Source organism: Photobacterium sp. DNB22_13_2, assembly GCF_052873915.1.
The window spans coordinates 222,092-246,924 of sequence record NZ_JBNNXU010000001.1 but is presented as its reverse complement, the minus strand read 5'-3'; the positions used below and the strand labels follow the sequence as shown (position 1 = coordinate 246,924).

21 protein-coding genes and 2 tRNA genes are annotated in these 24,833 nt (G+C 44.8%); 14 read left to right on the top strand and 9 right to left on the bottom strand.

The window, feature by feature from the left end:
* The first annotated feature begins 197 nt into the window (after nucleotides 1-197).
* From nspC to ACVA58_RS01030, 4 genes are all read left to right on the top strand, one after another.
* Nucleotides 198-1,337, top strand: a complete 1,140-nt coding sequence (nspC, locus tag ACVA58_RS01045) for a carboxynorspermidine decarboxylase (RefSeq protein WP_446508618.1) — start codon at nucleotides 198-200, stop codon at nucleotides 1,335-1,337.
* Nucleotides 1,338-1,671: 334 nt separating this feature from the next.
* Nucleotides 1,672-2,415 (top strand): sulfite exporter TauE/SafE family protein, encoded by a 744-nt coding sequence (locus ACVA58_RS01040; protein ID WP_446508617.1) that lies wholly within the window; start codon nucleotides 1,672-1,674, stop codon nucleotides 2,413-2,415.
* Between the two features lie 56 nt (nucleotides 2,416-2,471).
* Nucleotides 2,472-3,716 carry a four-carbon acid sugar kinase family protein gene (locus ACVA58_RS01035; protein ID WP_446508616.1) on the top strand — a complete coding sequence of 415 codons (1,245 nt, stop codon included), beginning with the start codon at nucleotides 2,472-2,474 and terminating at the stop codon, nucleotides 3,714-3,716.
* A 12-nt stretch (nucleotides 3,717-3,728) separates the two neighbouring features.
* Nucleotides 3,729-4,478, top strand: a complete 750-nt coding sequence (locus tag ACVA58_RS01030) for a DeoR/GlpR family DNA-binding transcription regulator (RefSeq protein ID WP_446508615.1) — start codon at nucleotides 3,729-3,731, stop codon at nucleotides 4,476-4,478.
* Between the two features lie 90 nt (nucleotides 4,479-4,568).
* Here the strand turns inward: ACVA58_RS01030 and ACVA58_RS01025 are convergent, their stop codons facing one another.
* Complete coding sequence (locus ACVA58_RS01025) at nucleotides 4,569-5,399, bottom strand: hypothetical protein (protein ID WP_446508614.1); 831 nt, start codon at nucleotides 5,397-5,399, stop codon at nucleotides 4,569-4,571.
* A 281-nt stretch (nucleotides 5,400-5,680) separates the two neighbouring features.
* Between ACVA58_RS01025 and ACVA58_RS01020 the strand changes: the two genes are divergently transcribed.
* The 7 genes from ACVA58_RS01020 to ACVA58_RS00990 all read left to right on the top strand — a co-directional run bounded on the left by ACVA58_RS01020 (nucleotide 5,681) and on the right by ACVA58_RS00990 (nucleotide 9,317).
* Nucleotides 5,681-5,754 (top strand) — tRNA-Cys (locus tag ACVA58_RS01020).
* Nucleotides 5,755-5,757: 3 nt separating this feature from the next.
* Nucleotides 5,758-5,833 (top strand) — tRNA-Gly (locus ACVA58_RS01015).
* Between the two features lie 250 nt (nucleotides 5,834-6,083).
* Nucleotides 6,084-6,833 carry a 5-oxoprolinase subunit PxpA gene (locus tag ACVA58_RS01010; RefSeq protein WP_446508613.1) on the top strand — a complete coding sequence of 250 codons (750 nt, stop codon included), beginning with the start codon at nucleotides 6,084-6,086 and terminating at the stop codon, nucleotides 6,831-6,833.
* A complete protein-coding gene (pxpB, locus tag ACVA58_RS01005; RefSeq protein ID WP_446508612.1) occupies nucleotides 6,820-7,539 on the top strand; it encodes a 5-oxoprolinase subunit PxpB in 720 nt (239 codons plus the stop codon). Before ACVA58_RS01010 ends, pxpB begins: the two co-directional genes overlap by 14 nt.
* Nucleotides 7,521-8,474: a 5-oxoprolinase subunit C family protein gene (locus tag ACVA58_RS01000; RefSeq protein ID WP_446508611.1), complete on the top strand. Its 954-nt coding sequence runs from the start codon at nucleotides 7,521-7,523 to the stop codon at nucleotides 8,472-8,474. Before pxpB ends, ACVA58_RS01000 begins: the two co-directional genes overlap by 19 nt.
* 29 nt (nucleotides 8,475-8,503) lie before the next feature.
* Nucleotides 8,504-9,079, top strand: a complete 576-nt coding sequence (locus tag ACVA58_RS00995) for a gamma-glutamylcyclotransferase family protein (protein WP_446508610.1) — start codon at nucleotides 8,504-8,506, stop codon at nucleotides 9,077-9,079.
* Nucleotides 9,066-9,317 (top strand): hypothetical protein, encoded by a 252-nt coding sequence (locus ACVA58_RS00990; RefSeq protein ID WP_446508609.1) that lies wholly within the window; start codon nucleotides 9,066-9,068, stop codon nucleotides 9,315-9,317. Before ACVA58_RS00995 ends, ACVA58_RS00990 begins: the two co-directional genes overlap by 14 nt.
* A gap of 32 nt (nucleotides 9,318-9,349) precedes the next feature.
* On the opposite strand, the gene ACVA58_RS00985 is transcribed toward ACVA58_RS00990, so the two are convergent.
* Nucleotides 9,350-10,117 (bottom strand): DUF3108 domain-containing protein, encoded by a 768-nt coding sequence (locus ACVA58_RS00985; protein WP_446508608.1) that lies wholly within the window; start codon nucleotides 10,115-10,117, stop codon nucleotides 9,350-9,352.
* A gap of 124 nt (nucleotides 10,118-10,241) precedes the next feature.
* Nucleotides 10,242-11,786 carry a long-chain-fatty-acid--CoA ligase gene (locus ACVA58_RS00980; protein ID WP_446508607.1) on the bottom strand — a complete coding sequence of 515 codons (1,545 nt, stop codon included), beginning with the start codon at nucleotides 11,784-11,786 and terminating at the stop codon, nucleotides 10,242-10,244.
* A gap of 475 nt (nucleotides 11,787-12,261) precedes the next feature.
* Between ACVA58_RS00980 and ACVA58_RS00975 the strand changes: the two genes are divergently transcribed.
* Complete coding sequence (locus tag ACVA58_RS00975) at nucleotides 12,262-12,480, top strand: hypothetical protein (RefSeq protein WP_446508606.1); 219 nt, start codon at nucleotides 12,262-12,264, stop codon at nucleotides 12,478-12,480.
* 146 nt (nucleotides 12,481-12,626) lie between these two features.
* A complete protein-coding gene (locus ACVA58_RS00970) occupies nucleotides 12,627-13,097 on the top strand; it encodes a DUF2947 domain-containing protein (RefSeq protein WP_446508605.1) in 471 nt (156 codons plus the stop codon).
* Nucleotides 13,098-13,211: 114 nt separating this feature from the next.
* Here the strand turns inward: ACVA58_RS00970 and ACVA58_RS00965 are convergent, their stop codons facing one another.
* From ACVA58_RS00965 to ACVA58_RS00945, 5 genes are all read right to left on the bottom strand, one after another.
* Nucleotides 13,212-15,239: a diguanylate cyclase domain-containing protein gene (locus tag ACVA58_RS00965; protein WP_446508604.1), complete on the bottom strand. Its 2,028-nt coding sequence runs from the start codon at nucleotides 15,237-15,239 to the stop codon at nucleotides 13,212-13,214.
* Nucleotides 15,232-15,795, bottom strand: a complete 564-nt coding sequence (locus ACVA58_RS00960; protein ID WP_446508603.1) for a YfiR family protein — start codon at nucleotides 15,793-15,795, stop codon at nucleotides 15,232-15,234. The genes ACVA58_RS00965 and ACVA58_RS00960 overlap by 8 nt, the downstream gene beginning before the upstream one ends.
* Complete coding sequence (locus tag ACVA58_RS00955) at nucleotides 15,795-17,786, bottom strand: TonB-dependent receptor plug domain-containing protein (RefSeq protein WP_446508602.1); 1,992 nt, start codon at nucleotides 17,784-17,786, stop codon at nucleotides 15,795-15,797. Before ACVA58_RS00955 ends, ACVA58_RS00960 begins: the two co-directional genes overlap by 1 nt.
* A gap of 468 nt (nucleotides 17,787-18,254) precedes the next feature.
* Entirely contained in the window at nucleotides 18,255-19,082 is an 828-nt protein-coding gene (locus tag ACVA58_RS00950) for a pirin family protein (RefSeq protein WP_446508601.1), read from the bottom strand.
* Nucleotides 19,083-19,303: 221 nt separating this feature from the next.
* Nucleotides 19,304-20,602 carry an outer membrane protein transport protein gene (locus ACVA58_RS00945; RefSeq protein WP_446508600.1) on the bottom strand — a complete coding sequence of 433 codons (1,299 nt, stop codon included), beginning with the start codon at nucleotides 20,600-20,602 and terminating at the stop codon, nucleotides 19,304-19,306.
* A 553-nt stretch (nucleotides 20,603-21,155) separates the two neighbouring features.
* Here ACVA58_RS00945 and ACVA58_RS00940 point away from each other — a divergent pair.
* The gene (locus ACVA58_RS00940) at nucleotides 21,156-23,228 is read left to right on the top strand and encodes a carboxylesterase family protein (protein WP_446508599.1); all 2,073 of its coding nucleotides are present in this window, start codon (nucleotides 21,156-21,158) and stop codon (nucleotides 23,226-23,228) included.
* Nucleotides 23,229-23,314: 86 nt separating this feature from the next.
* On the opposite strand, the gene ACVA58_RS00935 is transcribed toward ACVA58_RS00940, so the two are convergent.
* Nucleotides 23,315-24,616, bottom strand: coding sequence for an outer membrane protein transport protein (locus ACVA58_RS00935; RefSeq protein WP_446508598.1), 1,302 nt, complete (start codon nucleotides 24,614-24,616; stop codon nucleotides 23,315-23,317).
* Between the last annotated feature and the right edge of the window lie 217 nt (nucleotides 24,617-24,833).

Sequence of the window (24,833 nt, the reverse complement as noted above, 5' to 3'; positions counted from 1 at the left end):
AGCCTTGTCTACAGAGTAATATCAGAAGGGAGCGACTACTGCTCCCTTCTTCGTGCGATTGATTAGGTTTGGGTACATAGATTGGTTGTTGCTTGGGATATTTATCTGCTTGGTAACTCACTGTGTTCAAACAGGACAAAGCAGAGAAATATCCCAAGCAACTATCAGGCAGACAAACCTGAACGCGGAACAGAACAATGACATTAAAGAAAGAAGAATTGAAAACACCTTACTTCATGATTGATGAAGATAAGTTGGTTGCCAACTTGGAAAAAGCCAAGCTGCTTAAAGAGCTTTCAGGGGTAAAATTGGTATTGGCCCTGAAGTGCTTCTCAACCTGGGGCGTGTTTGACATCATCAAGCCATACCTTGACGGCACAACCAGCAGTGGCCCGTTTGAAGTCAAATTAGGTTACGAAACATTCGGTGGTGAAACACATGCTTATAGCGTGGGTTACAGCGAAGATGACGTCCGTGAAGTAGCTGAAATCTGCGACAAGCTCATCTTCAACTCGCAGAGCCAACTAGCTGCTCACCGCCACATTGTAGAAGGTAAAGCATCGTTAGGGCTGCGTCTTAACCCGGGCGTTAGCTATGCTGGACAAGATTTGGCCAATCCAGCTCGTCAGTACTCACGCTTGGGTGTACAGGCTGATCATATCAAACCAGAGGTTTTTGAAAGCCTTGATGGTGTGATGTTCCACATGAACTGTGAGAATAAAGATGTCGATGCTTTCATTGGCCTGCTTGATGCAATCTCTGAGCAGTTCGGTAGCCACCTAGACAAGCTTGACTGGGTAAGCCTTGGCGGCGGCGTGTTCTTTACTTGGCCGGGCTATGATATCGAGAAGTTGGCACAAGCACTGAAAGCCTTCTCAGAAAAACACGGTGTTCAGCTCTACCTTGAGCCGGGTGAAGCGATCATCACCAAAACCACAGACCTTGTGGTAACCGTTGTAGATATTGTCGAAAACGTTAAGAAGACCGCTATCGTTGACTCAGCGACAGAAGCACATCGCTTAGATACGCTTATCTACGACGAGCCAGCCTCAGTATTTGAAGCATCAGAAAATGGTGAGCACGAGTACGTGATTGGTTCATGTTCATGCTTGGCGGGTGATCAGTTCTGTGTCGCTAATTTTGATCAGCCATTGGAAATTGGCCAGAAGCTTCACATCATGGATAGTGCAGGCTACACCATGGTGAAACTGAACTGGTTCAACGGTCTGAAGATGCCTTCTATCTACTGTGAGCGCAGCAATGGCGACATTCAAATGCTCAACGAGTTTGGTTACGACGACTTCAAACGTTCGCTGTCGCAATGGTCGGTTAACTAAAGCTGCCAGCAATATTGAAATAATCTTTAGGGCCGTCTGTTAGACGGCCTTTTTTTATTAAGTGACCAGATGAATATCTATTTGCGCATTTGGCTAGATGCTTGATGAATCTATAGTTGTTTATGTATTTTTCATGCAAATGTTTTATGCGCCTCTTATTAAATAAATGAAATTTTTCGTGATCTGTATCACATCGAGGCCCTAACTAAAGCCAGTTTTCATGCCCTTGATCACTGCTGACTCTATCTGCTCATATCGGGCTGGTTCGATCAACTACATCAGTATTCCGGTTAATTAAGATATCAACTCACCTTAATTAATAACGGAGCCAAATATGGTGCCCTATATCATTGCGTTAGCTGCCGGAACATTATTCCTGGGTAGTTTTGTTCAGGGTATGGTCGGTTTTGGATTAGGAATGGTTTCAGTCCCACTTCTTTCCTTGTTCTTGGATGTCAAATTAGCAATACCTATCGCCACAGTGTTTGGCTGGCTAATTACTATTCCTGTTTGTCTTAAAATGCGCCAGCACATCAACTTTAAATTGGCGTTTATTCTTTATATCCCAGCAATCGTTGGTATCCAGTTCGGTGGCGAGTTGCTCAAAAATGTCGAGTCTGGATATATTCTTTTGGCGATGGGGCTTATTCTAATCTTTGTTGGTGGTTCAACCTTGATTAATCGCCCTATACGAGTGAAAGACAATACATTTTCGGCAATTGTTTGTGGCTTGCTATCGGGTGTGCTGGGTGCTGGGGCTGGCGAGTCAGGACCACCGATTGTTACCTATATGAACTGTTTGAAAGTGAGTGCAGAGAAAATAAAGGCAACCACAAACTTTTACTTTTTTATGGCGATGCTCACTGTGATCTTCAAGCTATTTTCAAATGGTGTAATTACTCATGAAGTAGGGGTTATTACTGCTTGGTCTATTCCTGCAATGTTAGCGGGTGGCCTGATAGGAATGCGATTATTTGATTATGTTCAACGAAATAAATTTGATGTTAAGAAAATAATGAATTTCACGATTCTTATTCTCGGCATAATTATTACGGTCAAAGGTCTTTCTCACTTATAAATTTCAAACTAATTACGTGAGGCAGGTAATACCTGCCACTACCCTGGGAGCTAAATATGGATTCATTTATTGTTATTGCAGATGATTTTACCGGTGCAAACGACACGGGTATGCAATTTTATAATCAAGGTTGCAGCGTTGACGTTTCCCTAACGGACAGTAAAGTGCTGTTTGACAGCGATATTGTGGTGCATAACACCGACAGCCGTAGTATGTGCACTGTAGCGGCAAAGCGAGCGATCAAGAAGGTGGTCGAGCATAGTGAAATTTCTAAAGATACGTATATATATAAGAAGATTGATGCAACCTTTCGCGGGAATATAGGGACGGAGATTGAAGCGCTTCTTGAGGCCACGCAGTTTAACTTTGCAGTGCTTTGTAATGCATTGCCTAGTAAGTCTCGGACCATTGAGGGGGGCAAATGTTTGTATAGAGGGCGAGGGGTAACAGAAAGTGAATTTGCCACAGATCCAAAGACACCCGTGAAGAGCGATATAATTAGTGAAATCATTGCGGTACAAACCGATATTACTGTCCATTCGATTAATAAATATGATTTACGAAATGCTATTTCAGCGGCACAAAAAGAGGATAGTGAATTAGCTATCATTGTTGTTGATGCCAAAACAAACGAAGATTTATCCTATATCGGTCAGACAATAGCTGAAGCGATGGATGGCGGGATCTTAATTGGCTCTTCAGGGCTCGCATCTCACCTTCCTCCAACGGTCTACCTTTCAGAGTTTGTAAAGCCAAGCCTCGTTATCGCAGGAACCATGAGTCCTGTAACTATCAATCAGGCGAGATATGCAGTCGAGCAAGATGCGGCAAGTACATATTTTGTGAATATCCATAAGATCATGACAGAGCAGGATTACTTAGATCAATGCCTTGATGGGATTATGTCAATCTTAGATGATGGGCGAAACTGTATAATCCAGTCGGCAAGATCAGAGCAAGATCGTTTTGATGTTGATGCAAACTGTGCATTATATGGCCTTTCCCGCTCAGAGTTTGGGAGCTTCATTTCAGGCTTTTTGGGCAATTTGGCTTCAGCAATTGCGCATCGTATCAACTTGTCAGGGATCTTATTCACCGGGGGAGATATCGCAATATCGTGTGCAGCATCGCTTGGTAGCAAGTGCTATTCAATCAAAGGTGAAATTTTACCCTGTATCCCTGTTGGATTTTTGGAAGGTATTGAGGGAACATTGATTGCCACTAAAGCCGGAAGTCATGGTGATGAAGATACTTTGGTTAAGGTTATGGAGTTCTTTACCAAAGCGCCTAACCGTTACTAATTTAGGATCTATATGCCGTCACATACACAGACATTAAAACATCGGGAAGAGATACATAGAATCTTAAATGAGCGCTCTTCCATTAGCATTCAAGAGTTGAGTGAGTTGCTGTATATCTCACCAAGTACAGTGCGTCGAAATGTAGCTGCAATGTCAGATATGTATCCTAATATCACAAGGACCCACGGTGGCGTCACGATAGATGCTTTTGTTAGCGCAAGAGGGGGGAGGAAGAGCCTCGTTCCTGCTGATTTGGTGAGTAATGCGACAGCAATGATTAACCCAGGGGATACTGTCTATCTTGATAGTGGTCAGACAGCGTTGTCTGTCGCCAAATCCCTGTGTGAGATGGATATTAATGTCGTAACCATTGATATTAATATTGCTTTCTATTTGAAGGACTTCCAGCGTTGCAATACCACCCTGATTGGCGGTGAAATGACGAGTAGCTGTGAATTCACGACTGGTGATATTGCTATGTCACAATTGATGGAATACCGTTTTGATGTCGCCTTCATTTCGACAAATTGCTTTGATTTGGTTCACGGGGTAACAGCGCCCCATGCAATCAACGCCATGATAAAACGTACGGTAATGAAACAGGCCAAAAGGCGGTACCTTATCGCGGAAGGCCAGAAGTTTAACAAGTTCTCATTTCATCACGTAGCTAAACTTCCAGAGTTTGATAGTGTGATAACGGATGGTTCTATCCCCATAAAAACGATAGAGATGCTTAGAAAGCATGGCGTGGTGCTGGTCTAAAGTCGATTCTGATCTTGAGTGGATAGCTTCACGGCAGATTAACGAAAAATTGGGGAGGCGATAAAGCCTCCTTTCAATATTGGAGTTTGATCAAAACCGACACTGCAAAATATTCCCTTCAGAATCAAATGTCATAAACAAGGTCTGCCAGTTTATCTGGGTATGTTCAAATGTTGCTAGGCAGGTGTGGTTTTCCATTTCAATATCACTGGACGCGCCAGCACTAATAATGACGTCCAGTCCCTTCACTTTATTGGCTATCAGTGAGTTGTACTGAGCGTCATATTGGCTGAGTAGGACGATTTTATTCTGCCCCTGAGTCGCCAATCTATCAACAGAATGACCCAGTACCGCGAGATCGTGGGCAAGCGGTGCGTCTTGGTCTGAGTGCGTTTGCCGAATCAAAGACAGATAGGCGATAGATTCGGTGTTTTCCTTTTGGATGTAAGCTTCGGCACGGGCTTTGTTTGGGTTGTAGGCAAAGATGTCGTTGCCTGATTGCGCGATACCAAAGTCAATATTGCTGGCAAGAATGGCTTGGTTTGCCATGGCGTCAGCATCAATACCTTCGTGTCGATCTTGATTGGAGAAGATAGCCGTCACATACGAAAAAGCAGGCGTGAGGATTGGCTTGTCGTGTTGCTGAGCGGAGTAGAAAGCAATGTAGGCGGCATTGTTTTCTGCCGCTTTTCTCGCAGCAATGCGGTACTGGTGATTGAGCCAGTTTACTGTTTTTCTCGGTGCATATTTTTGCGGTTTTTTTTCCCTTGATATTTGGCCGCTTGATGCCTCGAGCAAGTATTCAGGCGCTTGAGTGATAAAGCTGATCCCGGTCGTGATAGGCTGGTGTTGTTTTGGTGTGCAGGCAGATAAAAGGCTGACAGCAACAGTGATAAAGCCAATACGGCGCAGGGTAGTCATTATGTTCTGGATGATTAAATGTGATGAAGCTCACTATTTTCCAAGATGCAGGACTGATTTACAAGCGCTCTAGTATGACAATTTATAGGGCTTATGGTGTCTATGCTGCCGAGGCCAGTTAGCGCAATCCAATGATTGTGGTGGAAATATCACCTTTGACGCGGGGCTTGAATGCAAAGTGACCAGTTGATGATGTTTGGATTAATTTCTTGTTGACTCGTTTGCTCCAATGCGTAGAATGCACCCCATACCGAAACGGGGTACACCTCGTAGGTATTGAAGGCGCGTTGGCAGAGTGGCTATGCAGCGGATTGCAAATCCGTGGACCTCGGTTCGACTCCGGGACGCGCCTCCACTTGCGACACTAGCTCAGCTGGTAGAGCGCAACCTTGCCAAGGTTGAGGTCACGAGTTCGAACCTCGTGTGTCGCTCCAAATTTAAGGAAGATGTGCTAACACGAGGAATCTCGTGTACCTAGTCAGCCACGTCTCTCCAAATTAAGAACAAGCCCTAGCAGAAATGCTGGGGCTTTTTCGTTTTAAGTTCCCCTCCGCTCTCGTTACCTTTCTGTTCGCTCCTCATCCCATTTGTTATCCCACTTGTTATACTTACTTGAGTCGATTTAATATCAACCACTTAGTTTGGGGTCTAACAAGCTAACTTTGGTTTAAGCAGGGAGCAGATATGAAACTCAATTGTGATATGGGTGAAAGCTTTGGCAGTTGGAGTATGGGGAAGGATCCCGACGTGATGCCTTATGTTGATATGGCGAATATTGCCTGTGGCTTTCACGCCTCCGATCCGGATCATATGGCCAGAACCATTCAACTGGCTGTAGAAGATAATGTCGAGATTGGTGCCCACCCGGGTTATGACGACAAAAGTGGTTTCGGACGTCGCTCCATCCCTCATAGCGCTGAAGCCATAACCCGATTGGTGGCCTATCAAATCGGTGCGCTCGATGCGCTGTGCCAGTTATACGGCGGTGTTGTTCGCTATGTTAAACCTCACGGTGCCCTGTACAACGATATGATGGTACAGCCGTGGATCTTCGAAGCGATTCTAAGCGCAGTCTCTGATTTAAACCAATACCGTTCCTCGCCGTTGAAGCTAATGATCTTAGCTCGATGCGATAATCAGCAATATATAGAGCTATCAGCACAGCGTAACGTCGAGTTACTGTTCGAAGGCTTTGCGGATAGGGCTTACAATAGCGAAGGCTTGCTGGTACCCAGATCTCAGGCTGGTTCGGTATACCATGACAGCCACCGCATCCGCCAGCAAGTTGCTGAACTGGCCGCAGGAAAAGTCACTACCATAGATGGAAAGACGCTGGCACTAGATGTTGATACGGTTTGTGTTCACGGTGACAACGATGAATCCATCGCGATCGTCCGGCAACTTGCTGAGGATCTGAGTCATGTTCAAGATTGAAGCGGTGTCGGAATGTAACGCCATTGTGTACTTCGGTGATCAGATTGATCTTATGCTGACGCCAAGGATCAGCCTGTTCGTTACCCATCTTCAGTCTTTGGATCATTCTGCCGTAGTAGAAGTTATCCCGTCTTATACCTCGGTGCTTATTCAGTATCGTCCTGATGTGTTGAGCTATGAACAGTTATATAGCTTGCTGGTGGGCTACCTTACTCAGCTTGAAGACGGACATATTGAAACTATTGAGAAGGACGGTGGCTATCAAACCAAGCTAATTACCTTGCCGGTGTATTACGGAGTGGAGGTTGCGCCTGATTTAGCAGAGATAGCTAAGGCCCAAGATCTAACCGTCGAAGAGGTAATTCATCTCCACTCTCAACATACTTATACTGTTTGTGCTATCGGCTTCGCACCGGGGTTCGCTTTTCTCGCCTCGGTTGATGAAACCATTGCAACTCCTCGCCATGATGAGCCAAGAAAATGGATACCGGCAGGTAGTGTTGGCATTGCCAATCAGCAGACGGCGGTATATCCCAATGAATCTCCCGGTGGCTGGCAAATCATCGGAAATTGCCCGTTAATGCTATTCCAGCCTGGTCAAACGCCCATGTCTCCATTTCAAGTTGGGGATCAGGTGCAATTTACACCTATCACCAAGGAAGTGTTTTTACAGCAAGGAGGGAAAGTATGGTCGCAATGGAAGTGATCCGCCCGGGAATGCTAACACTGGTTCAAGATATCGGGCGATACGGTGCTGGGGAGCAGGGACTGAGCCAAGGTGGAGCGGTTGATTTACATGCTTATTGCTGGGCCAATTATTTGTTAGCCAATCAACCGAATAGTGCAATGCTAGAAATTACCTTAGGTCAGGCTGAATTTCAGGTATTACAAGACGGCCAAATTGCTGTCACTGGCGCTGATATGCAGCCTACCTTAGACGGTAGCACTTTACCTATGTGGCAAAGAGTTGCGGTAAAAAAAGGGCAACGCCTTGTATTTGGTTTTGCTCGTTCAGGCTTACGGGCATATTTGGCACTACAAGGTGGTTTTGATGTGCCCTTGATAATGGGAAGTGCTTCAGCGGTACCTCGTAACCAATTAGGTGGATTTTACCAAGGGAAGGGGCTCGAAAAAGGCGATTTGTTACCTGCCAAGCAGGTTTCGATGGGGTTGCTAAAAAGTCTGAATGAGCAGGCTGTCAGTAGGCAAACCTCAGCTCGATTCATTCCTGATTACAATAAGCCTATTGAGCTCCGAATGATTGAGTCCTATCAGCAGGAGAGCTTTTCCGACAGTGAAAAGCAGCGGTTTTATGCTGGTCGCTATACTGTTAGTCAGGAAACCGATCGTATGGGGTGTAGGCTATCAGGCGATGCTATCCATGCTGATATCGAAGGCATTGTTTCTGAAGGGATTGCACTTGGTGCGATTCAGATCCCTCCAAATGGGCAGCCCATAGTTTTGCTGAATGACAGACAAACCCTCGGAGGGTATCCCAAATTGGGCTGCGTCGCTCGTATTGATTTGCCTCGGTTGGCTCAAGCAAGGCCGGGTACCGAAGTGGTGTTCAAACGTGCTACATTGGATGAGGTTACTGACCAATGGCTGCGATTTTCGCGTTTTTTTGGTTTATCCCTTTGAGTCATCATTAGAGAGGTATAGGCAGGTTTATGTATATCTTTGGTTATGGAAGTTTAATTAACCACGCTTCTCGGTTGCTCACCGGGCAGGCGAAAGAAGCACAACCGGCTACTGTTAATGGTTTGCAGCGGTATTGGGGAAAAGTCGATAGTACTTACCATATTTCTCCACTTGTGGCTGCGCCCGGTGAAGGGGTCTGTAATGGTGTTTTGGTCAGGGTGGATGAAAAAGCACTGCAGCAATTTGACCATCGAGAAAAAGGCTATCGCCGTATAGAGCTGGATCCTACTCAGTTAGAGAGTTTCCAGCCGATAGAGGGCCATTTACCGGTGTGGGTGTATACCAAGACGGACCATGAGCCTCCCTGTCATATCCAGCCGATCATGCAAACGTATGTGGATACTGTGCTCGCTGGCTGTCTTTCAATATCGAGCTCATTTGCCAAAACATTTGTCGATACCACCCAAGGCTGGCATCATCCTTTGGAAAATGATCGCCACGAGCCGAAATATGGTAATCATGCGGGTGTCCGTGATGAGCATTTAGCGCGGATCGACCAACTTCTAGAACAGGTAAGAACAAAGCATCACCATGGCAAAACCTAACAAGAAAGGCCCAACTAAAACCGTCGATATTTATTGCGCAGGTTGTAAAACCCAGTTGTATAAATACCGCAAAGGAGGCAAGGGTGCACTGGTGAAGTGCTTCAAGGAGCGGATAGTCAAAGACTTCACTCAGCAAGAAGGCATATGTCCAAACTGTGAATACGCCTTTGCCAGAGACACTCTGATACGCGGTGCTCCGGCCTTGAAAATGATCGGTGGCAAAGTCACAATGAAGTAGCTTGATTTACATGGTGGAATAATCGAATGGGGTTAGGGCGTACTCGGTGTTGCGTTCATTGAGAATTGACTTGTCGGGGGACAAGCCTTTTTATTACTAAGTAAGACGGCTTTAAGATCCAATATCTTGCGCTTATAAGTTGCACGGACCAGTTGGTAATCCACGTCCGGTGAGAACCACATGACAAACTGCCTGTCGCTTTTCCTTACTTGTTCAACTCTGATGGCGTTAATATTACCGAAGTTTGAGTTGATCCTCTCTTTACCTTTGACCTGAAAGTAGTAACGGTTAACGTCGTCCGTGTCTTGTAGGTTGTATTCAAACTGCGTTTTCCCCTCGATCAAACCCAGCCTCATTTGACTTCCGATTGCATCGGCATCAAGTAGGGGGAGGGAATCACTGGAAAAAGAAGAGTTTTTCCCGTCGACAGTGACTTTGGATGAGGTTCCGTTATCGTTAAACGATACCTCAGTCTTACCGCCCAACAAGCCTTTGACTTCACGCCGGAAACCTTTAGACAAAAAGCTTTGCTGCTCTTCTGACCAGAACACTTTGCTTTGCTGATTGAACCGGGTTTTTGTCGCCAGTACTTCGATATTGCTGTAGGCGTTAATTTGGGCTTGTTTATCCTGCCAGCGTAACACCCGGGTCATCTGGCCAACTCTTAGATTATTGAAAAAAAGCTGGTAGGTGAGTGTTTTTGTGCACTGGTGAAATACTGGCGCCGGCTCTGCATGCGTTTGGGGTGAGGCGACAATGCCAAGGTAAGCCAATAAAAGAAAAAAATGGTTAACCTGCACACTGACACCTTCAAGAGACAAGACGTTGGACTATGTACTTAAATTAGCAGGGCTGGCGGCAATATGCCAAATTGGCCTGTCTCATCAACAGGCCAATGATTTTGTTCAAAGCAAGAGGCAAGGATTACTTTAGTAAGCGTTTGAGGATTTTACCTGTCGCCGTCATTGGTAGGTTTTCGACAACCTCAATCAGGCGGGGATATTTGTAATCGGCCAAGCGCTCTTTACCCCACGTCACCAATTCTTTATTGGTTGTGGAGGCACTATCTTTCAAGATCACAAATGCCTTGGCTTCTTCACCATAGGTTTTATGAGGAACTCCAATAACAGCAATCATTTGAACATCTGGATGGGTCATAAAGGTCTCTTCAATATCACGCGGGTAAATATTGAATCCGCCGCGGATAATGACTTCTTTCAAACGGTCGACAACATATACATAACCGTCATCATCCATCCGGACGATATCACCGGTGTGTAGCCATCCATCCACGACTGTCTTCGAGGTTTCCTCCGGTTTTTTATAATAGCCTTTCATAACATTATGACCACGGATCAGTAGTTCCCCTTCTTTACCGCGAGGCCGCTCTTGTCCCTTGTCATCTACCACCTTCATTGCCACGCCTGGCAAAGGTTGGCCAATACTGCCTGGCTTGCGTTCATATTCCAAATGGTTAAATGCAGCAACCGGTGATGATTCTGATAAACCATAACCTTCGATGACCGGTACTTTGAGCTTTTCCTCGAACTGCTTGAGGATCTCGACGGGCATAGAGGCGCCTCCTGAAATAGCCACTTTCAGGTTGGCTGCAACTTCATCGAGATCGTCACAGCCGTGCTTTTCGGTAAAGGCGAGTAAGCCCATAAACATCGTCGGCACCCCAGCCATATGGGTTACTTTGTGGGAATGCATCTGTTGTAACACGTGTTTCGGGACAAAACGCGGGATCAGCACGAGTGCGCTACCTGCAAGTATCGAGGTGTTCATGATCAGTGATTGACCGAAAGTATGGAAAAGCGGCAATATCGCTATGCTGACATCTGAACCTTTTTGGTTAGTCAGTGCTTGGCAGGCTTGGGCATTACACAGCATGTTGCTCTGGCTCAGCTCTGCTCCTTTCGCTCGTCCTGTGGTGCCCGAGGTGTAAAGGATCACACAGGTATCTTCTGCCCGACGGTAAACGGCTTCAAATTGTTGGCTGCCTGACTCTAGCCATTGGTTAAAGCTATGGGCACCGTCAGGAAGCGGGTCACCATTTCCTGACTCAATGGAAATAAAGTGTTGGCAGCTTGGTGTTTGGCTAAATCCCTCGTAGCAATATTCACCGCTGGGTAAAACGCTGTTGCCTTGGAAGCTGATGATGGCAACAGCATCGGAGTCATTTAAGTGGTAAGCCACCTCGGGCCCCTTGAGCATAATATTAAGCGGGACGGTAACGGCACCTATTTTTTGGATTGCATAATAACCGATGACAAAGGCGGGCATATTAGGGCAAGAGATAGCGACTTTATCGTCGGGCTTGATACCGATTTTGCAAAGATGGTTGGCAATGGCATTCACCATTTGCTCCAGTGCCCTGAAATTAATCTTTTCGTCGTTGAATATCAGTGCAGTGTCGTTTCCGCGGAATTCGGCATTGCGTTCAAGGTTGGTAGCTAAATTGTACATATGTTAATTGTTCCAGCCTATTTCGAGGTTGTTTGACACTGAAGTGAGCGCATTGATGAGCGCTATGAAGTGACTTGGGTATAGGGATTTGTTTTTATTGTAAGTCTTCATCACAGCTTCGGCTACAGACGCGAATAAAATACTTGGGATAATTAGAGCTTGCGCAGGCTGACGCTGAAGTATCTAAGAAGTTAGATGTGTTTGTCACCATTAGCCAACTCATTGGCGGTGAATCTTTTTTGTCATTTGGGTTAAATTTTAGTGATGTAATTATCCTTTTTAATTCATGTGTTTATGCTCAGTGTATTCAAAGTCGCAAGCGTGTGATCTGGTGCTGGATAATAACGTATTGATATATATGGCTATTTAAAATACGTTCATAGCGCGTATTTATGAACGTTATGAGTCCGTTATTTGACGATTTTCTTAACGCCTCCTATTTTTATTTGGGCTCAGTCAATAGAGGTGTGTGAAAATGAAGAAAATGAACTCGGCTTATCGCTTACAAATCATTAAAGAGGTTGCTACTCGTCGCCGCTTGACAACTGGTGGTGACCCAATGGCATGCCACATATCTCGGTTGATTGAATCCAACAAACAAGAGCCCACGATAGTCGATAGACACTATACAGACTGTCATTACGATGATTCGGCCGGTGGCTGGGTGAGTAACTTGTGGGAGCAGGAAAAATAGTTTGATAAATCAGATAACCATCGAGCGGCATGCGACCGCTCGATTAATGTGTTGAGTACAGTAATTAGTCTTTAATTCGGATATTTTCTGGTACAAAGGGAACGACTCAGGTACATTTCTCTCGTCTTAAATTGTCAGGTCGTCCCATGAACTACGTAGAGTTAGATAACTATTCCCGAAAGTGGATTTTTACCCACGCCTCCATGCCTGTTGCCGAATCAGATCTGGCGTTAATCAAGCCATATACTCAGGCACGATCTTCTCAGATTTGGGGCGAGCATGTTAGTCGCCACAGTCCTGATGCCGATCATTTCGAGAAAGGTGATTGGGCACACAATGACAAGATTTGGTCGGAAAACATTGACTGGCAAGCTGCTTGGGATAGCGATGAACCTGAGTTGCCAGAAGAGATGTTGGCGTTTCTGGATTGGGAAGATAACACCACGGTGTATTTCTGCTACGAAAAATACAATGTAATCGAAACCAAGTGGGGCGTATTCAAACGTAACTGGAAAAATTTCCTGTTCTTTGATGATGGCCCAATGCTGCTAGGCCGTAAAAAAACACACGTTGTTTGGTTTAGCTCTAAAGGAACCTTCCGATTGGCTAACCGCTAGACGTTCAGATTACTGTTTCGTGACGAAATAACACCACCGTAATTGTAAGGCACTGAGGTGCTAGCAAGCTACCGTATACCCAATTCACAGTATACTCATCACTTGGGTATACACTCATTTACTGTCTGCCATTGTTTCTGGTTCCAGATGCTGAGAAGGCAGATAGTGAATGAGCTGGCCTTTCCCTTTCAGTTTTGCTTTATACATCGCCTTATCTGCCCGCCTCAAAATATCATTGATATTCTGATACTCATTACTCTGAACGAGGTAGCTTCCAATACTCGCTCCTATGTTCAGATGATAATTTTCAATCTTTATCGGCATAGAAATAGACTGCATGATTTTTTGACAGGTGCACTGTATTGTCGAAGGGCCTTGGCCTTCTGATAAAACAATCACGAACTCATCACCGGCGATGCGAGCGACAACATCATGGTCATTGACGGCTTGGGTGAGTCGATTGGCAATAGTGATCAGTACTTGATCACCAATGTCATGACCAAAGTTGTCGTTGACGTTTTTAAATCCGTCCAAATCCAGAAACAGTACGCAGAAGGAATGCCCTGACAGTTGTTGTTCACGAAGCTTGTCGTAAAGGGTTTGGTATAATTTACCGCGATTCGGCAAGTTCGTCAGTATGTCATGGTTGGCTTGATATTCGAGTTGCTTCATTTTTTTCATGGAGCGTAGATCTGAGCCAATAACGACGGTTTGCTGATCCTGGCTATGGGTTTCGTTGATTTGGCTGATCCGGATATACAGGGGAAGCTCCTGGCCATCGTTAGTCAGGAGGTTGATTTCGCCGTGCCATTGCGTTTGGGTGGCTAGTGCTTGTTTTATCAAAGGGACAACGGGGGAAAATTTATCCTCGTCGATAATACAATGGTAATGCTGACCCAAAATATCGTCCTCACTGAAACCCGACAGACGAACGAAGGTCGTATTGACCATAGTGATCTTAGCATCACGGTCAAACAGTAGAATGGCATCCTGACTGTTGTCGAAAACTTTGGTAACGAGTTTTTGTTGTCTATCGGCACGCTGGCGCTCAGTTACATCTTCGATGGCAAACAGCGCTTGTTGCTTATTGCGAAGTGGCCGGCTTACCAGCTGAAATACTCGCATTTCTTGATAATGGGCGCGGCTTTCGATTACCAAGTGTTCAATTTCTGTGTGTTTAGCAAGATTGTTATTAAGTAACAGTTGGAAAGCGTCTCGTTCGATGGGCTGCAGAATATCGATCAGTGGTTTATTGAACAGCTGAAAGGATGATAATTCGAACATGTTTTGACAGGCTTCATTGGCTAGTGTGATCACTCCTTTGCTGTCGACAACAATTAGGGCGTGTTGCACCGTTTCGATCACCTCATCGGCAAACGCTTTTTCTATCGCAAGCTTTTGCATGGCATTTCGAAGCTCTATGTTACGCTCGTTGATGGTATTTACCATGTTGTTGAACCCTAGAGTTAACTCATTAAGCTCATCATTGGTTAATTGGCTGTTGGGTATAGGCTGGTGTTTGTCCCCTTTAATAAGCCGACGAATGCCTTTGTTGAGCTCGGTGATCGGCGTAACCACCCAATGCTGGATCCGGTTGATAAAATACATACTAGTAATGATTAATATGAGGAACAGGAACAAGCTGACTTTTAGGTGGGTTATCTGGATCTCATTGATTTTATGCAGAGAAACTGCGAGATGGATATGGGCAATCTCCTCACCGTCAATCGTGACGGGCACGACAAGGTAAAGGTTGTCCTTGCCAAAATAGTATCCATTTTGACGGATGCTTTGTTGCTGTATGTCACTCGGGGCAACATAAGCTAGTTGTGTGTTTTCAAATTCAGTAAACAAAGAGTGATCAGGTAACTCGAGCCGAGCTCTTGCGATTAGATTATCGGCCTTCAGGGCTGACAGGATTTCTTTTGCAGCAAAAGTATCATGAAACAAAACGGGTGCCGACAAGTTGCTACCTACGCCTTTGGCAAGCACTTGGGTTCTCGATATGAGGTTTTCACGCTCTATAGTTAGATAGCTTTGGTAGCTGATAAACTGAAACCCGATCAATACCAGTAAGTTAAAACTCATAATCGGAAACGATAAGCGTTGGTTGAGGGTGAGGTTTTTGAGCCAATTATTCATGGGTACCTCCATTTTCCTCATCGGAATCTGTGATAAGTAAGGCTATACGTAATAGCTGTGAACTCACCGTTAACTGGCCATTCTGTATGTTGTCCCGATGAAGAACTGGCTTGATCTGATGTTTCAGAGTCCGTAGTTCGATCATCCCCCCCTCGGAGAGCACGTTGGGTGAATCGCTAATAGTGAGTAGGCCGTTATACTGCGGTAGGGGCGAAATAGGCTGAATAGCATCATCGGTGATAAAAAGAAGGTCGCAATGCAAAGCTGCATCTGTTAGCGAAGAGGTTGCTTTAAGTTCACCTTTTGAACCTGGTTGTGCAAACAAGGCCTGTAAACTTCGGGTTGTCTTATCTTGACCAAGGGTACAGTATTTTATGTTATTTATTTTCCCCTGTGGCCAGCGAATAAAACTGGCTAGGCGATAGACATAAACAGCCTTAATATCGTGTTCAGAAAAGCTCTGGCTGTGCTCGTTTTTTGCTTGCGCAGCCCAACTTATTGGCAGAGCCAAGCAAGCTAACGTGGAAAGTAAAGTCGGATACCATTGACGGAGCATTACTGGAACCCCCAACTTGCCTTGAGAAATACCGTTTGATTTATACGAGCTTTGCCTGGCATATCTTCATAGGGATCCTTTCCAAGCGCATCTGCAATTAATTCAATACGGGGCCAATGAGTTTTTTCATGCCATGCAACTCTGGCATCAAGTGTGCTGATGGATGGGGCTTGCAATAGGGTATGGTATGTCGACACGGCACTTTTATGCCTGAACCATAGGTCGAACTGCCAGGCTGGTGTGATTTGCCACAGGGTTTGCAAGGAGAGCAAGTGCGATGCTTGATGTTCATTTAACAGCTTGCTACCAGTCGTAGCGTCAGGTTCACAGTTGACATGGCCTGAACAAGATGCAGAGGTCTGAATATAACTATAGCTGGTGTTGACAGTGATCGATGGCAGGGGGGACCAGTTGATAGCCGTTTCAAACCCATAGTTCTCAAGCTTCAAGTTATCACTGTAGGTCTGCACTAGCGTAAACATCTCGCTGGGCAGCTGTGTACCGTCCATGCACTGACCATAAATACAAAGCCATTGGCTGCCACTCTCCATCAATACGTTATCGTATTGGCTGTAAAAAATTGTGCTATCAATCGTTAAGTTATTGGAAGCAAAATAGCGATGACCCAAATCAAAGGTAATCACCGATTCAGTATCGAGATCTTCGTTAGCCGCCGTGTAGATCAAGGCTGGGCGGTTATCCTGACAGTCAGCGCTTAGGCATACAGAGGTCAAAAAGTAGCCATCGGTTTCGTTGGCGACAAAAGAAGGGGTGACCACGGCGCGCGCGGCACCGAGCCAAAATTGTTGGTTTTTGTAAGGCTTGTATAATAGTCGGGCTTGCGGTTGAAGTTCGGTAGCGTTATTGAGGCTGAAGTGCTCCACCTTTAGGCCCAACGTTGAGCTTAGTGTATCGGTCAATTCGGATTCCAGCTGAAAATAGGTATTCAAAATGGTATCAGTGCCAATTGGGTCATGACTGTATCGCCCCCAAGGCTCAATATGGCTGTAGCGGTCATCGGGGTAGGGTGCCGTTCGACGATGGATAACGCGAGAACCACCACCCCAAGTGAGTTGGTGGTCGGAGTTGAGTTTTTTATGAACAAGAGCTTCCAGATCCAACGTATGGAACTTTCCTGCCGCAGATGGCTCATTAGTCGAATTGGTATCGGCCCACAGATTTAATTCATAAAAGTCGTTGCCGTGTTGCTCTTGCCAATTGGCACTGATGTATGCCCCTTCTGAATAGACGTCGAGATCTGTTTCATGGTAGAGGCCATACTTGCTCGATGAAAAATCGGCATAAAACCAAAGATGTTCAGATTTTGTTTGATAACCACCGAGCTGAAGGGTGACTTTACGATCGTCTTGGCTGATATCGGCTCTTATTCCGCCGTGCAGGTTGCGCCAGGTATCATCATTATCAATGTAGTAATCCCCTTTTACCCCTTTTACAAACGCCCGGGCGCTGAGGCTGTCATTGAACTGGGTACCATAACGGTAATTCAACTCTTTGTATCCATAGTCGCCACCAGCTATTTCCCCATAGTGACCAAGCGTATATTGGCTGTCTTTTGTGATGATATTGACCACCCCATTGGCGGCATTACCTCCCCACATAGTGCCAGCGGCCCCCCGAATAATTTCAATCCGATCAATATCCTCAAGCAGAGTATCGATAGTGTGCCAAAATGTACCTGACATTAGGGGACTGTAGACGGTTCGACCATCGATCAGGACAAGTAATTTGTTGAATAACACCTCATTGAGTCCACGTAGCGACACCTGCCAGTTGAACTCGGAAATACGGGTAACCTGTACACCTGGTGCCAAAGCGAGCGCTTCGGCTACCGAGCGAACTCCACTTCTGCGGATCTGTTCATTGCTAATAACATAAACAGCGGCTGGAATATCTTTCAAAGATTGCGGTTTTTTTGCGGCTGACGTGACATGGATATCGACCATTGTGAGCTCTTCGAGACTCATGGACATTAATTGCTCGAGATCGTTTGCCTGTCCTTTTGCACTACATAGGCCTACCAATATTAGTGGTAAAACTTTGTTTCGGGCCACCATAAACAAGTCTAAGTGTGAAAAGGGTACTGGCATCATATCGCGACCTGTCAATAAGAGGGGGTGAGATAGTAAGATAATAAAATAAAGCGTTTAAATTTAAAGGTTTATGTGATTTTATGCTTGGTTGGTTTTATTACCTATAGGGATGCTTGGCGAGGAGTAGGTATGAGCAGTATTTGCCTTTGGAATACAAGGAGGCAGGAAATTGTCATGTTTTCTCACGAAAACAGATTTATGCTGCTTGCTGAACGTACTTTGGCCTGAATGAGTCAAATACAACCCAGTTTCTTTGGGGGGAAAGTCGATATCTAACCAAAAGCGTCAAAAAATTGAGTGGAAATTTTTGTGAACTTGATCACTTAATGGCAATGCAGTGAAGCAAGATCACTTTCTTGTTGTGAGTAACTGATCGATGTTTTGTGTCGCTTTTGTCATGTTTTGTGGTGACGAGTGTACTGAGTGTTGATTTGAAAAAAGAGGTTGCTGTTGGGGTTTGCCTGTAGCGATAAATACTCTGGCACCAAGTTTGCTCGTTCTTATTTCTATCGGTAAAGATGAGGGGACAAATGTAGCCATTTGCTGGCGGTGAAGTTGGCTGCCACTGATATAGACGCTACCGGAGCGTAAGTAAACAAATCCGGCAAGTTGCCTTGGATCAGTTTCAAAGGACCAACATCCATAGGGAGCGATGATGATATCGAGGAAGGTCATTGGAATATTGTATTTTACTGGGCTGGCTGCACCTTTGTACTGTCCGATAATAACTTTTGTGGTTGAATCGTGCTCCTCAATCAACGGCATCTGCTGAGCGTGCAAGTTTATACAGCTAGCCGGTGCCATCTCGATTTTCCCTGCTGGCAGAACAGTTCCTAAGCAGAAAGATTCGACTTGCCCGTTTTGTGGGGTCATGACCTCTTTGTGAATGACACCGTCACCTGACGTCATGATATGAACATCACCGCTGGCTAATGTGACATGGTTACCAGTAGAGTCATGGTGGCTGAGTTTGCCAATAACAGGATAACTAACAGCATCTATACCTGAATGGCTTTGATAGTCGAGTCGCTTGGCATGAAGCAACGCTTTGGCGGTGAAATGATCCCATTGTACAAACGGGTTGAGTTCTTTAAGTTCTGACGGTTTGATAAAAGTGGTCTGAATGCCACGCTTTGTACCAAAACGAACTTTATGTACGGTTCTTGTTTTTCTCATGGCGTTGACCAAGATCGTGATGAGACGATGAGCATGGAATCAAACCAAAAAGCCAAGTCTAAGAAGCATGCTGCAATCATGAAATTGATACAATAAATCTTAGACCCAAGACAGGGGCTTCACCATGCTAATTTATGAAAAAAAACAAAAACATTGAGATATAAAAAAGCGAAAACCTGCGAGGGTTTCCGCTTAGTGTGTCGAGCAATACGAATTACGACTTAAAACGAACGGCTATATTGCAAGCCGAACAAGATAGCATCGGCACGTGTCGTTGCTCCGGTTATTGAAGGAGCATCCAGTTCCGGGCTTAATTTTTCGTCAAAAGTGACATCTTGGCCGACGAGGTAGGTTAAACCAAAGTCGATGGTTTCTTTTTGGCTGAGGTGGTAGCTAAAGCCTGCAGAGAACCACTGGCGATCAGAGTCTGGAATTGAGATCGATTTTAGCTCATCAGTTGCCGCGATGTCGTACATGTAACCAGCGCGAAGTGTCCAGTCGTTATTCAGGTAATAGGTACCACCGATAGAAATATGTCCGGCATCTTTCCATTGGTAATCTTTTTCAATGGCGCCGATATGCAGTGTATCGAATGCGCTCCATTCAACCCATTGTAGGCTGTAGTGGGCAGCGAATTTGTCGTTGAGGCGGTGATAGCCAGAAAACTCTGCAATATCTGGTAGGGGTAAATCCATCGAGCTGGCGGTTTGAAAGCCCCCCATGACGTCGCCTTTCGCTTCCACTGTCGGGCTATAGCGGTAGCTTAGGCCAAAGCGGTGATTTTCATTAATCTCGTAAACTAAACCGGCATTCCAGCCAAGTGCTGTACCAGATGCATCAACGTCCAAGACATTTTGCTTCAGCTCGGTACAAAAGAGCGGGCTACCCATGACTGCAGGGCAGACCTCTGCATCAAAATCACGGGAAAGCTCACCGACACCGTAGATAATGTCTAGGCCAGCACCAATGCTTAGGTGCTCATTGAGGCGATAGGATAGGCTCGTCCCTAAGTTCATGCTCTTAACGCTTGTTTTACCGCCGAAGATGGAGGCAGCAAAGTCGTCCTCAAACTCAGTCGCGGTACCAAAGTTTGAGTATAGGGATAAGCCCCATGCCCATTCTTCGTTTATTGGTATGACTAGGTGCAGGTTAGGTACCAATGAGGTGCCACCAATGTCATCAGTGCCTGAAATGTCGTAGCTGTTTGACTCTAAACCTAAAATTTCACCACTGGTATTGGCGATCACTTTGGGTTGGTGGTAAGTGCCAGATTTTACTTGGACGTCAGTGGCGATGACATTGAAACCAAGGGAAAAATTAGCTTCTTTGAATAAAGCCATAGCAGCGGGATTTCGGGCAGCGACCGAGGCATTGTCTGCAATCACTGCGTCACCGGCAAAGGCACGGCCAAGACCTGTTGCTGATTGACTATTTAATTGGAACCCTGCAGCTAGCGAGGGAGTCGAAAATAGTGCAATAGCCGAAACTACAGCACTTGTTAAAAGGCGCTTCTTGAACATGTGTATATATCTTTTTAATTATTGGTTTTGGCATTTTAATATCGCCATAAAAGATGTTGCGATTCTAGAGTGAGTAATTATTTAAACAACTCTGACCAGTTATTAATAAGGTGTTTGTTTTAATATTGTTGTGAGCGATGTTAATGTGAGTTGGTTAATTATTATGAGATTAAATACGGTTTATTATAACATTTAAATATGCAATGTTTTGGTTGTGATATGCGGCAAACTAACCATCGATATTAGGGTTGATGTATCTATTTTTTATCATGTGTGGTACTTATATGTCTATTTTTATTATATTTATTTAAAGTTGCTATTCATGGTTGGTATAGGTTGGCTATTTGCATTCCTTTAGGTTTTGGATTTAACTGTTTGGTTTCATTTTCTTGTTCTTATTAAAACGTCAGACCAGTTTAATATTCGATTTAATTTCACAGTAAATTAATTATAATAAATATATACAAACATCCTTATTTATAAGCTCTGAGATAAATTCTCTTTGCCAAAGGTGTTTATTAATAAAAACAAGAAGCATATAAAGACTATAATTATGAAAATTTATTCCCGCTCTATAATTGCAACGGGCATCGCGTTGGCCTTAGTTGCTTGTAACAACGATACATCAGTATCAGGCAAAGAGAATGTTTTGCCGTCAAATGTGACTGTCGAGGTGGGCGAGGCCCAGATTACAGGTTTGGTTGAAAAAAGTGCCATTAGCAGTCTGTCAGGTCAGACCGAAACTGTTGAGGTCGAAACATTTAAAGGTATTCGTTTTGCGAGTGCTGAACGCTTCGAACACAGTAAGCTAACTAATCCGGTAGGGGATGTTGATGCCTCACAGTTTGGCGCCATTTGTCCGCAGCTTGGTAATACTGAAACCGAACAGTCAGAAGAGTGTTTGAGCCTGAATATCTGGCGTCCTGCTGGTGTCGAAAAACAAGCCAATTTACCTGTTTATGTGTTTATTCATGGCGGCTCATTTGAAAGCGGTGCCGGCTCTTCGGCTTTGAACCAAGCTGATACCATTGTTGCGCAGAGTATTTCTGATACCGCCCTTGGTGAGCGAGAGAAGCCGTTTATCGCCGTGTCACTCAACTACCGCGTTGGCTTGCTGGGTAGTAAGTGGGTCAACGTAGAAGATCAGCCACAAGGTGGTAATTTCGGTATTGGTGATCAGAAAAAGGCACTTGAGTGGGTACATAAATATATATCCCAATTTGGTGGTGATGATACCAATGTGACCGTATTCGGTGAGAGTGCCGGTGCAATGTCGATTGGGATCTTGCAGCAGGATACAGAAATTGCGGGTCCTCTCTACCAACGTGCGATTATGCAGAGTAATCCGTATGGCATTGCCTATAAAGACTACGGTTCGGCAGAGCGTTTGCAGAAGCAACTTGAAGAACAAGCCTTCGTTCAATTTGGTAAGCCTTTGGTGGATCTTAGCTTGGATGAATTAAAGACAATTCAGGCCTATGCCAAAGAACCGATGCAATTGGTAACAGGGCTTGTTACTTCTTTCCCTGCGACAACAGGCTTCTTACCGTTTGCGCCTTATATTGAAAGTAGAGAAAAGAGCATTATCGGTGGGGGAGAAATTGAAGGTTACCACGTCGTTGAGCAACCGATTCATACCCAGTTTAATGTTCCAACGGTAGTAGGCTTTAACACTGATGAAGCGAATATCTTTACCTCAATGCTGGATTGGCTGTTCTTGTATAACATCACGACAACTGACCCGGTGACAGGTGAACGAGTTCCTTTGATCATGCCGGGTCTTTCTCAGAGTGACTTAACTGATATCAGCGCGCCGAAAAAAGAAGTGATAGCGCTAATCCAAAAATACTATGTACCAGTCTGGGCTGTTGACCGAGAGTTGGCGGCTAAAATGAAAGCGATTCAAAAAGAGCTTGAAGCTATGCCGGATGAGGTTATTACCCGCCAGAACCTATATCCGATCATTACCCGCTTGTTCTTGGGGTTGCAGAATCAAACGGCAAATAACGCACTTCAGTTTACGGATTATGCCCCGTTCGATGACAAAACGTTAACTGGTAATGGTGTTGATGAAGACAAAGGCGCTTTGGGCAATATTGGCCAAATTCGTAAGCTCGCTAATGACCTATTGTTTACCTGCGCTGCACGTAATGTCGTTGATAATCAAATTTCGACTGATAAAAATACGACCTTATACCATTACGATTACACATCAAGCATCAACATCTGGCCATTTGGTCATGGCACTATGGGGGATTTGGCGGCACTGAGTTGTAGCAATACAGACGGTACAGGTAAAGCGTGCCATGCTTCGGAGTTGCCGTTTGTATTCAATAAGGCGGTGAATATTGCTGGCGAGACGATTTATCCAAACAAGCAAGATCGTAAATTAATGAACACTATGTCACGGGTATGGTTTACCGATGCGCTGTTCGAGGAATACCAGCGCAACAGTGCTGACAATACTGACAGGGTATTGATGATCAATGCTGAGGGTGAGTTTGTAGAGCAGGCGGATTGGGATAGGACGTACAACCCAGCGCAAGATGCAGGCCTAAGCAACTACGGTGGCACTTGTGATGGACTTATTGGTGAAGAGATTCTGTTTGATTATTTTCCTAAGTAAGCCATTAGCCAAGTAAGAGGCTTGAACAAAAAAGCGGAAACCAATACGGTTTCCGCTTTTGTCATTTTTGAATTCAAGCTTAGCAATTAGAAGCTGCGGCTGTATTGTAGGCCGACGAGAATTGCATCAGAGCGGGTCGTGGCAGAGACGCTGGTTCCGATGTCTCCTACTGGTGTTTCAACCCCCATGAACTCATCTACTTCAGTGTCTTTACCTATGAGGTAAGTAGCGCCAAAGTCGATATTTGAGCGCGAGTCAATGTGGTAGGTAAAACCAGCAGATAGCCACTGGCGATCTGAATCTGGAATGGAAATTGATTTCAGCTCATCCGTTGCGGCAACGTCGTACATGTAACCGGCGCGTAATGTCCAGTCATTGTTTAGGTAATAAGTACCACCAACTGAGATATGGCCAGCATCTTTCCATGCATATTCTTTCTCAATACCTGCAATTTGCAGTGAATCAAACGCGCTCCATTGTACCCATTGCACACTATAGTGAGCGGCAAACTTGTCAGCTAGGCGGTGATAACCTGAAAACTCAGCCATGTCCGGTAGCGGCATATCCAGTTTATCAGTGCTTCCAGCAACGGTATCGACATCACCTTTGGCTGTTACTGTAGGGCTATAGCGGTAAGATAGGCCAAATCGGTGATTGTCGTTTAGCTCATAAACAACACCGATATTACCACCGACCGCAAAGCCAGAAGCATCAACATCAAGAGCGTTGAATTTTTGATCGCTACATTGAATGTTTGGAATCAAACCACTACTTACATTTTGACAGTATTCAAAATCAATATCGCGCTTTAGCTTACCCATCCCGTAGATAAGATCTAGGCCGGCACCGAAACTCCACTGCTCATTCAGACGGTAAGAAACGCTTGCACCTAAATTCATGCTCTTAATGTCGGTTGTACCGCCAAATACAGAAGCGGCAAAGTCATCTTTAAACTCAGTACCAGTACCAAAGTTAGAATAAGCGGAGACACCCCATGACCATTGATCGTTTACCGGTACAACTAAGAAGAAGTTTGGCACAACAGATGTACCACCTAGATCGTCAGTACCTGAAATATCAAACTCATTGGTGCCAATTGGCAGGCCTTCAAGGAGTTTCATTTGGTTGTAGGTACCGTCTTTAATACGAACGTCGGTAGCAATAACAGTAAAGCCCAGCGACATGCTGGTTTCTTTAAACATTGCCATGGTCGCCGGATTACGGGCCATTGAAGATGCGTTATCGGCAATAACAGCATCACCAGCAAATGCGCGACCAAGGCCGGTTGCAGATTGACTATTGAGTTGGAAACCTGCTGCCATGCTTTGCGCAGACGCAAGAGAAAGTGCAGTAAGAACGGCACTGGATAACAAACGCTTCTTGAACATATAGAATTCTTTTGTATTTATGTAATTAGTTTTATAGCGATAAATGCATGTGCATAAATTCGTGGAGATTCTAGGTGGGAGTTTAAAGACAACAAATCTGACCAGTTAATTATTATTTGTTGTAAAGGTGTTGGAATTATTAAATATATTCGAGAAGGTTCAGTGTAAAGCAATATAGGTATTTATTCGATACTTTATGAATTGAAAAATAAAGTAA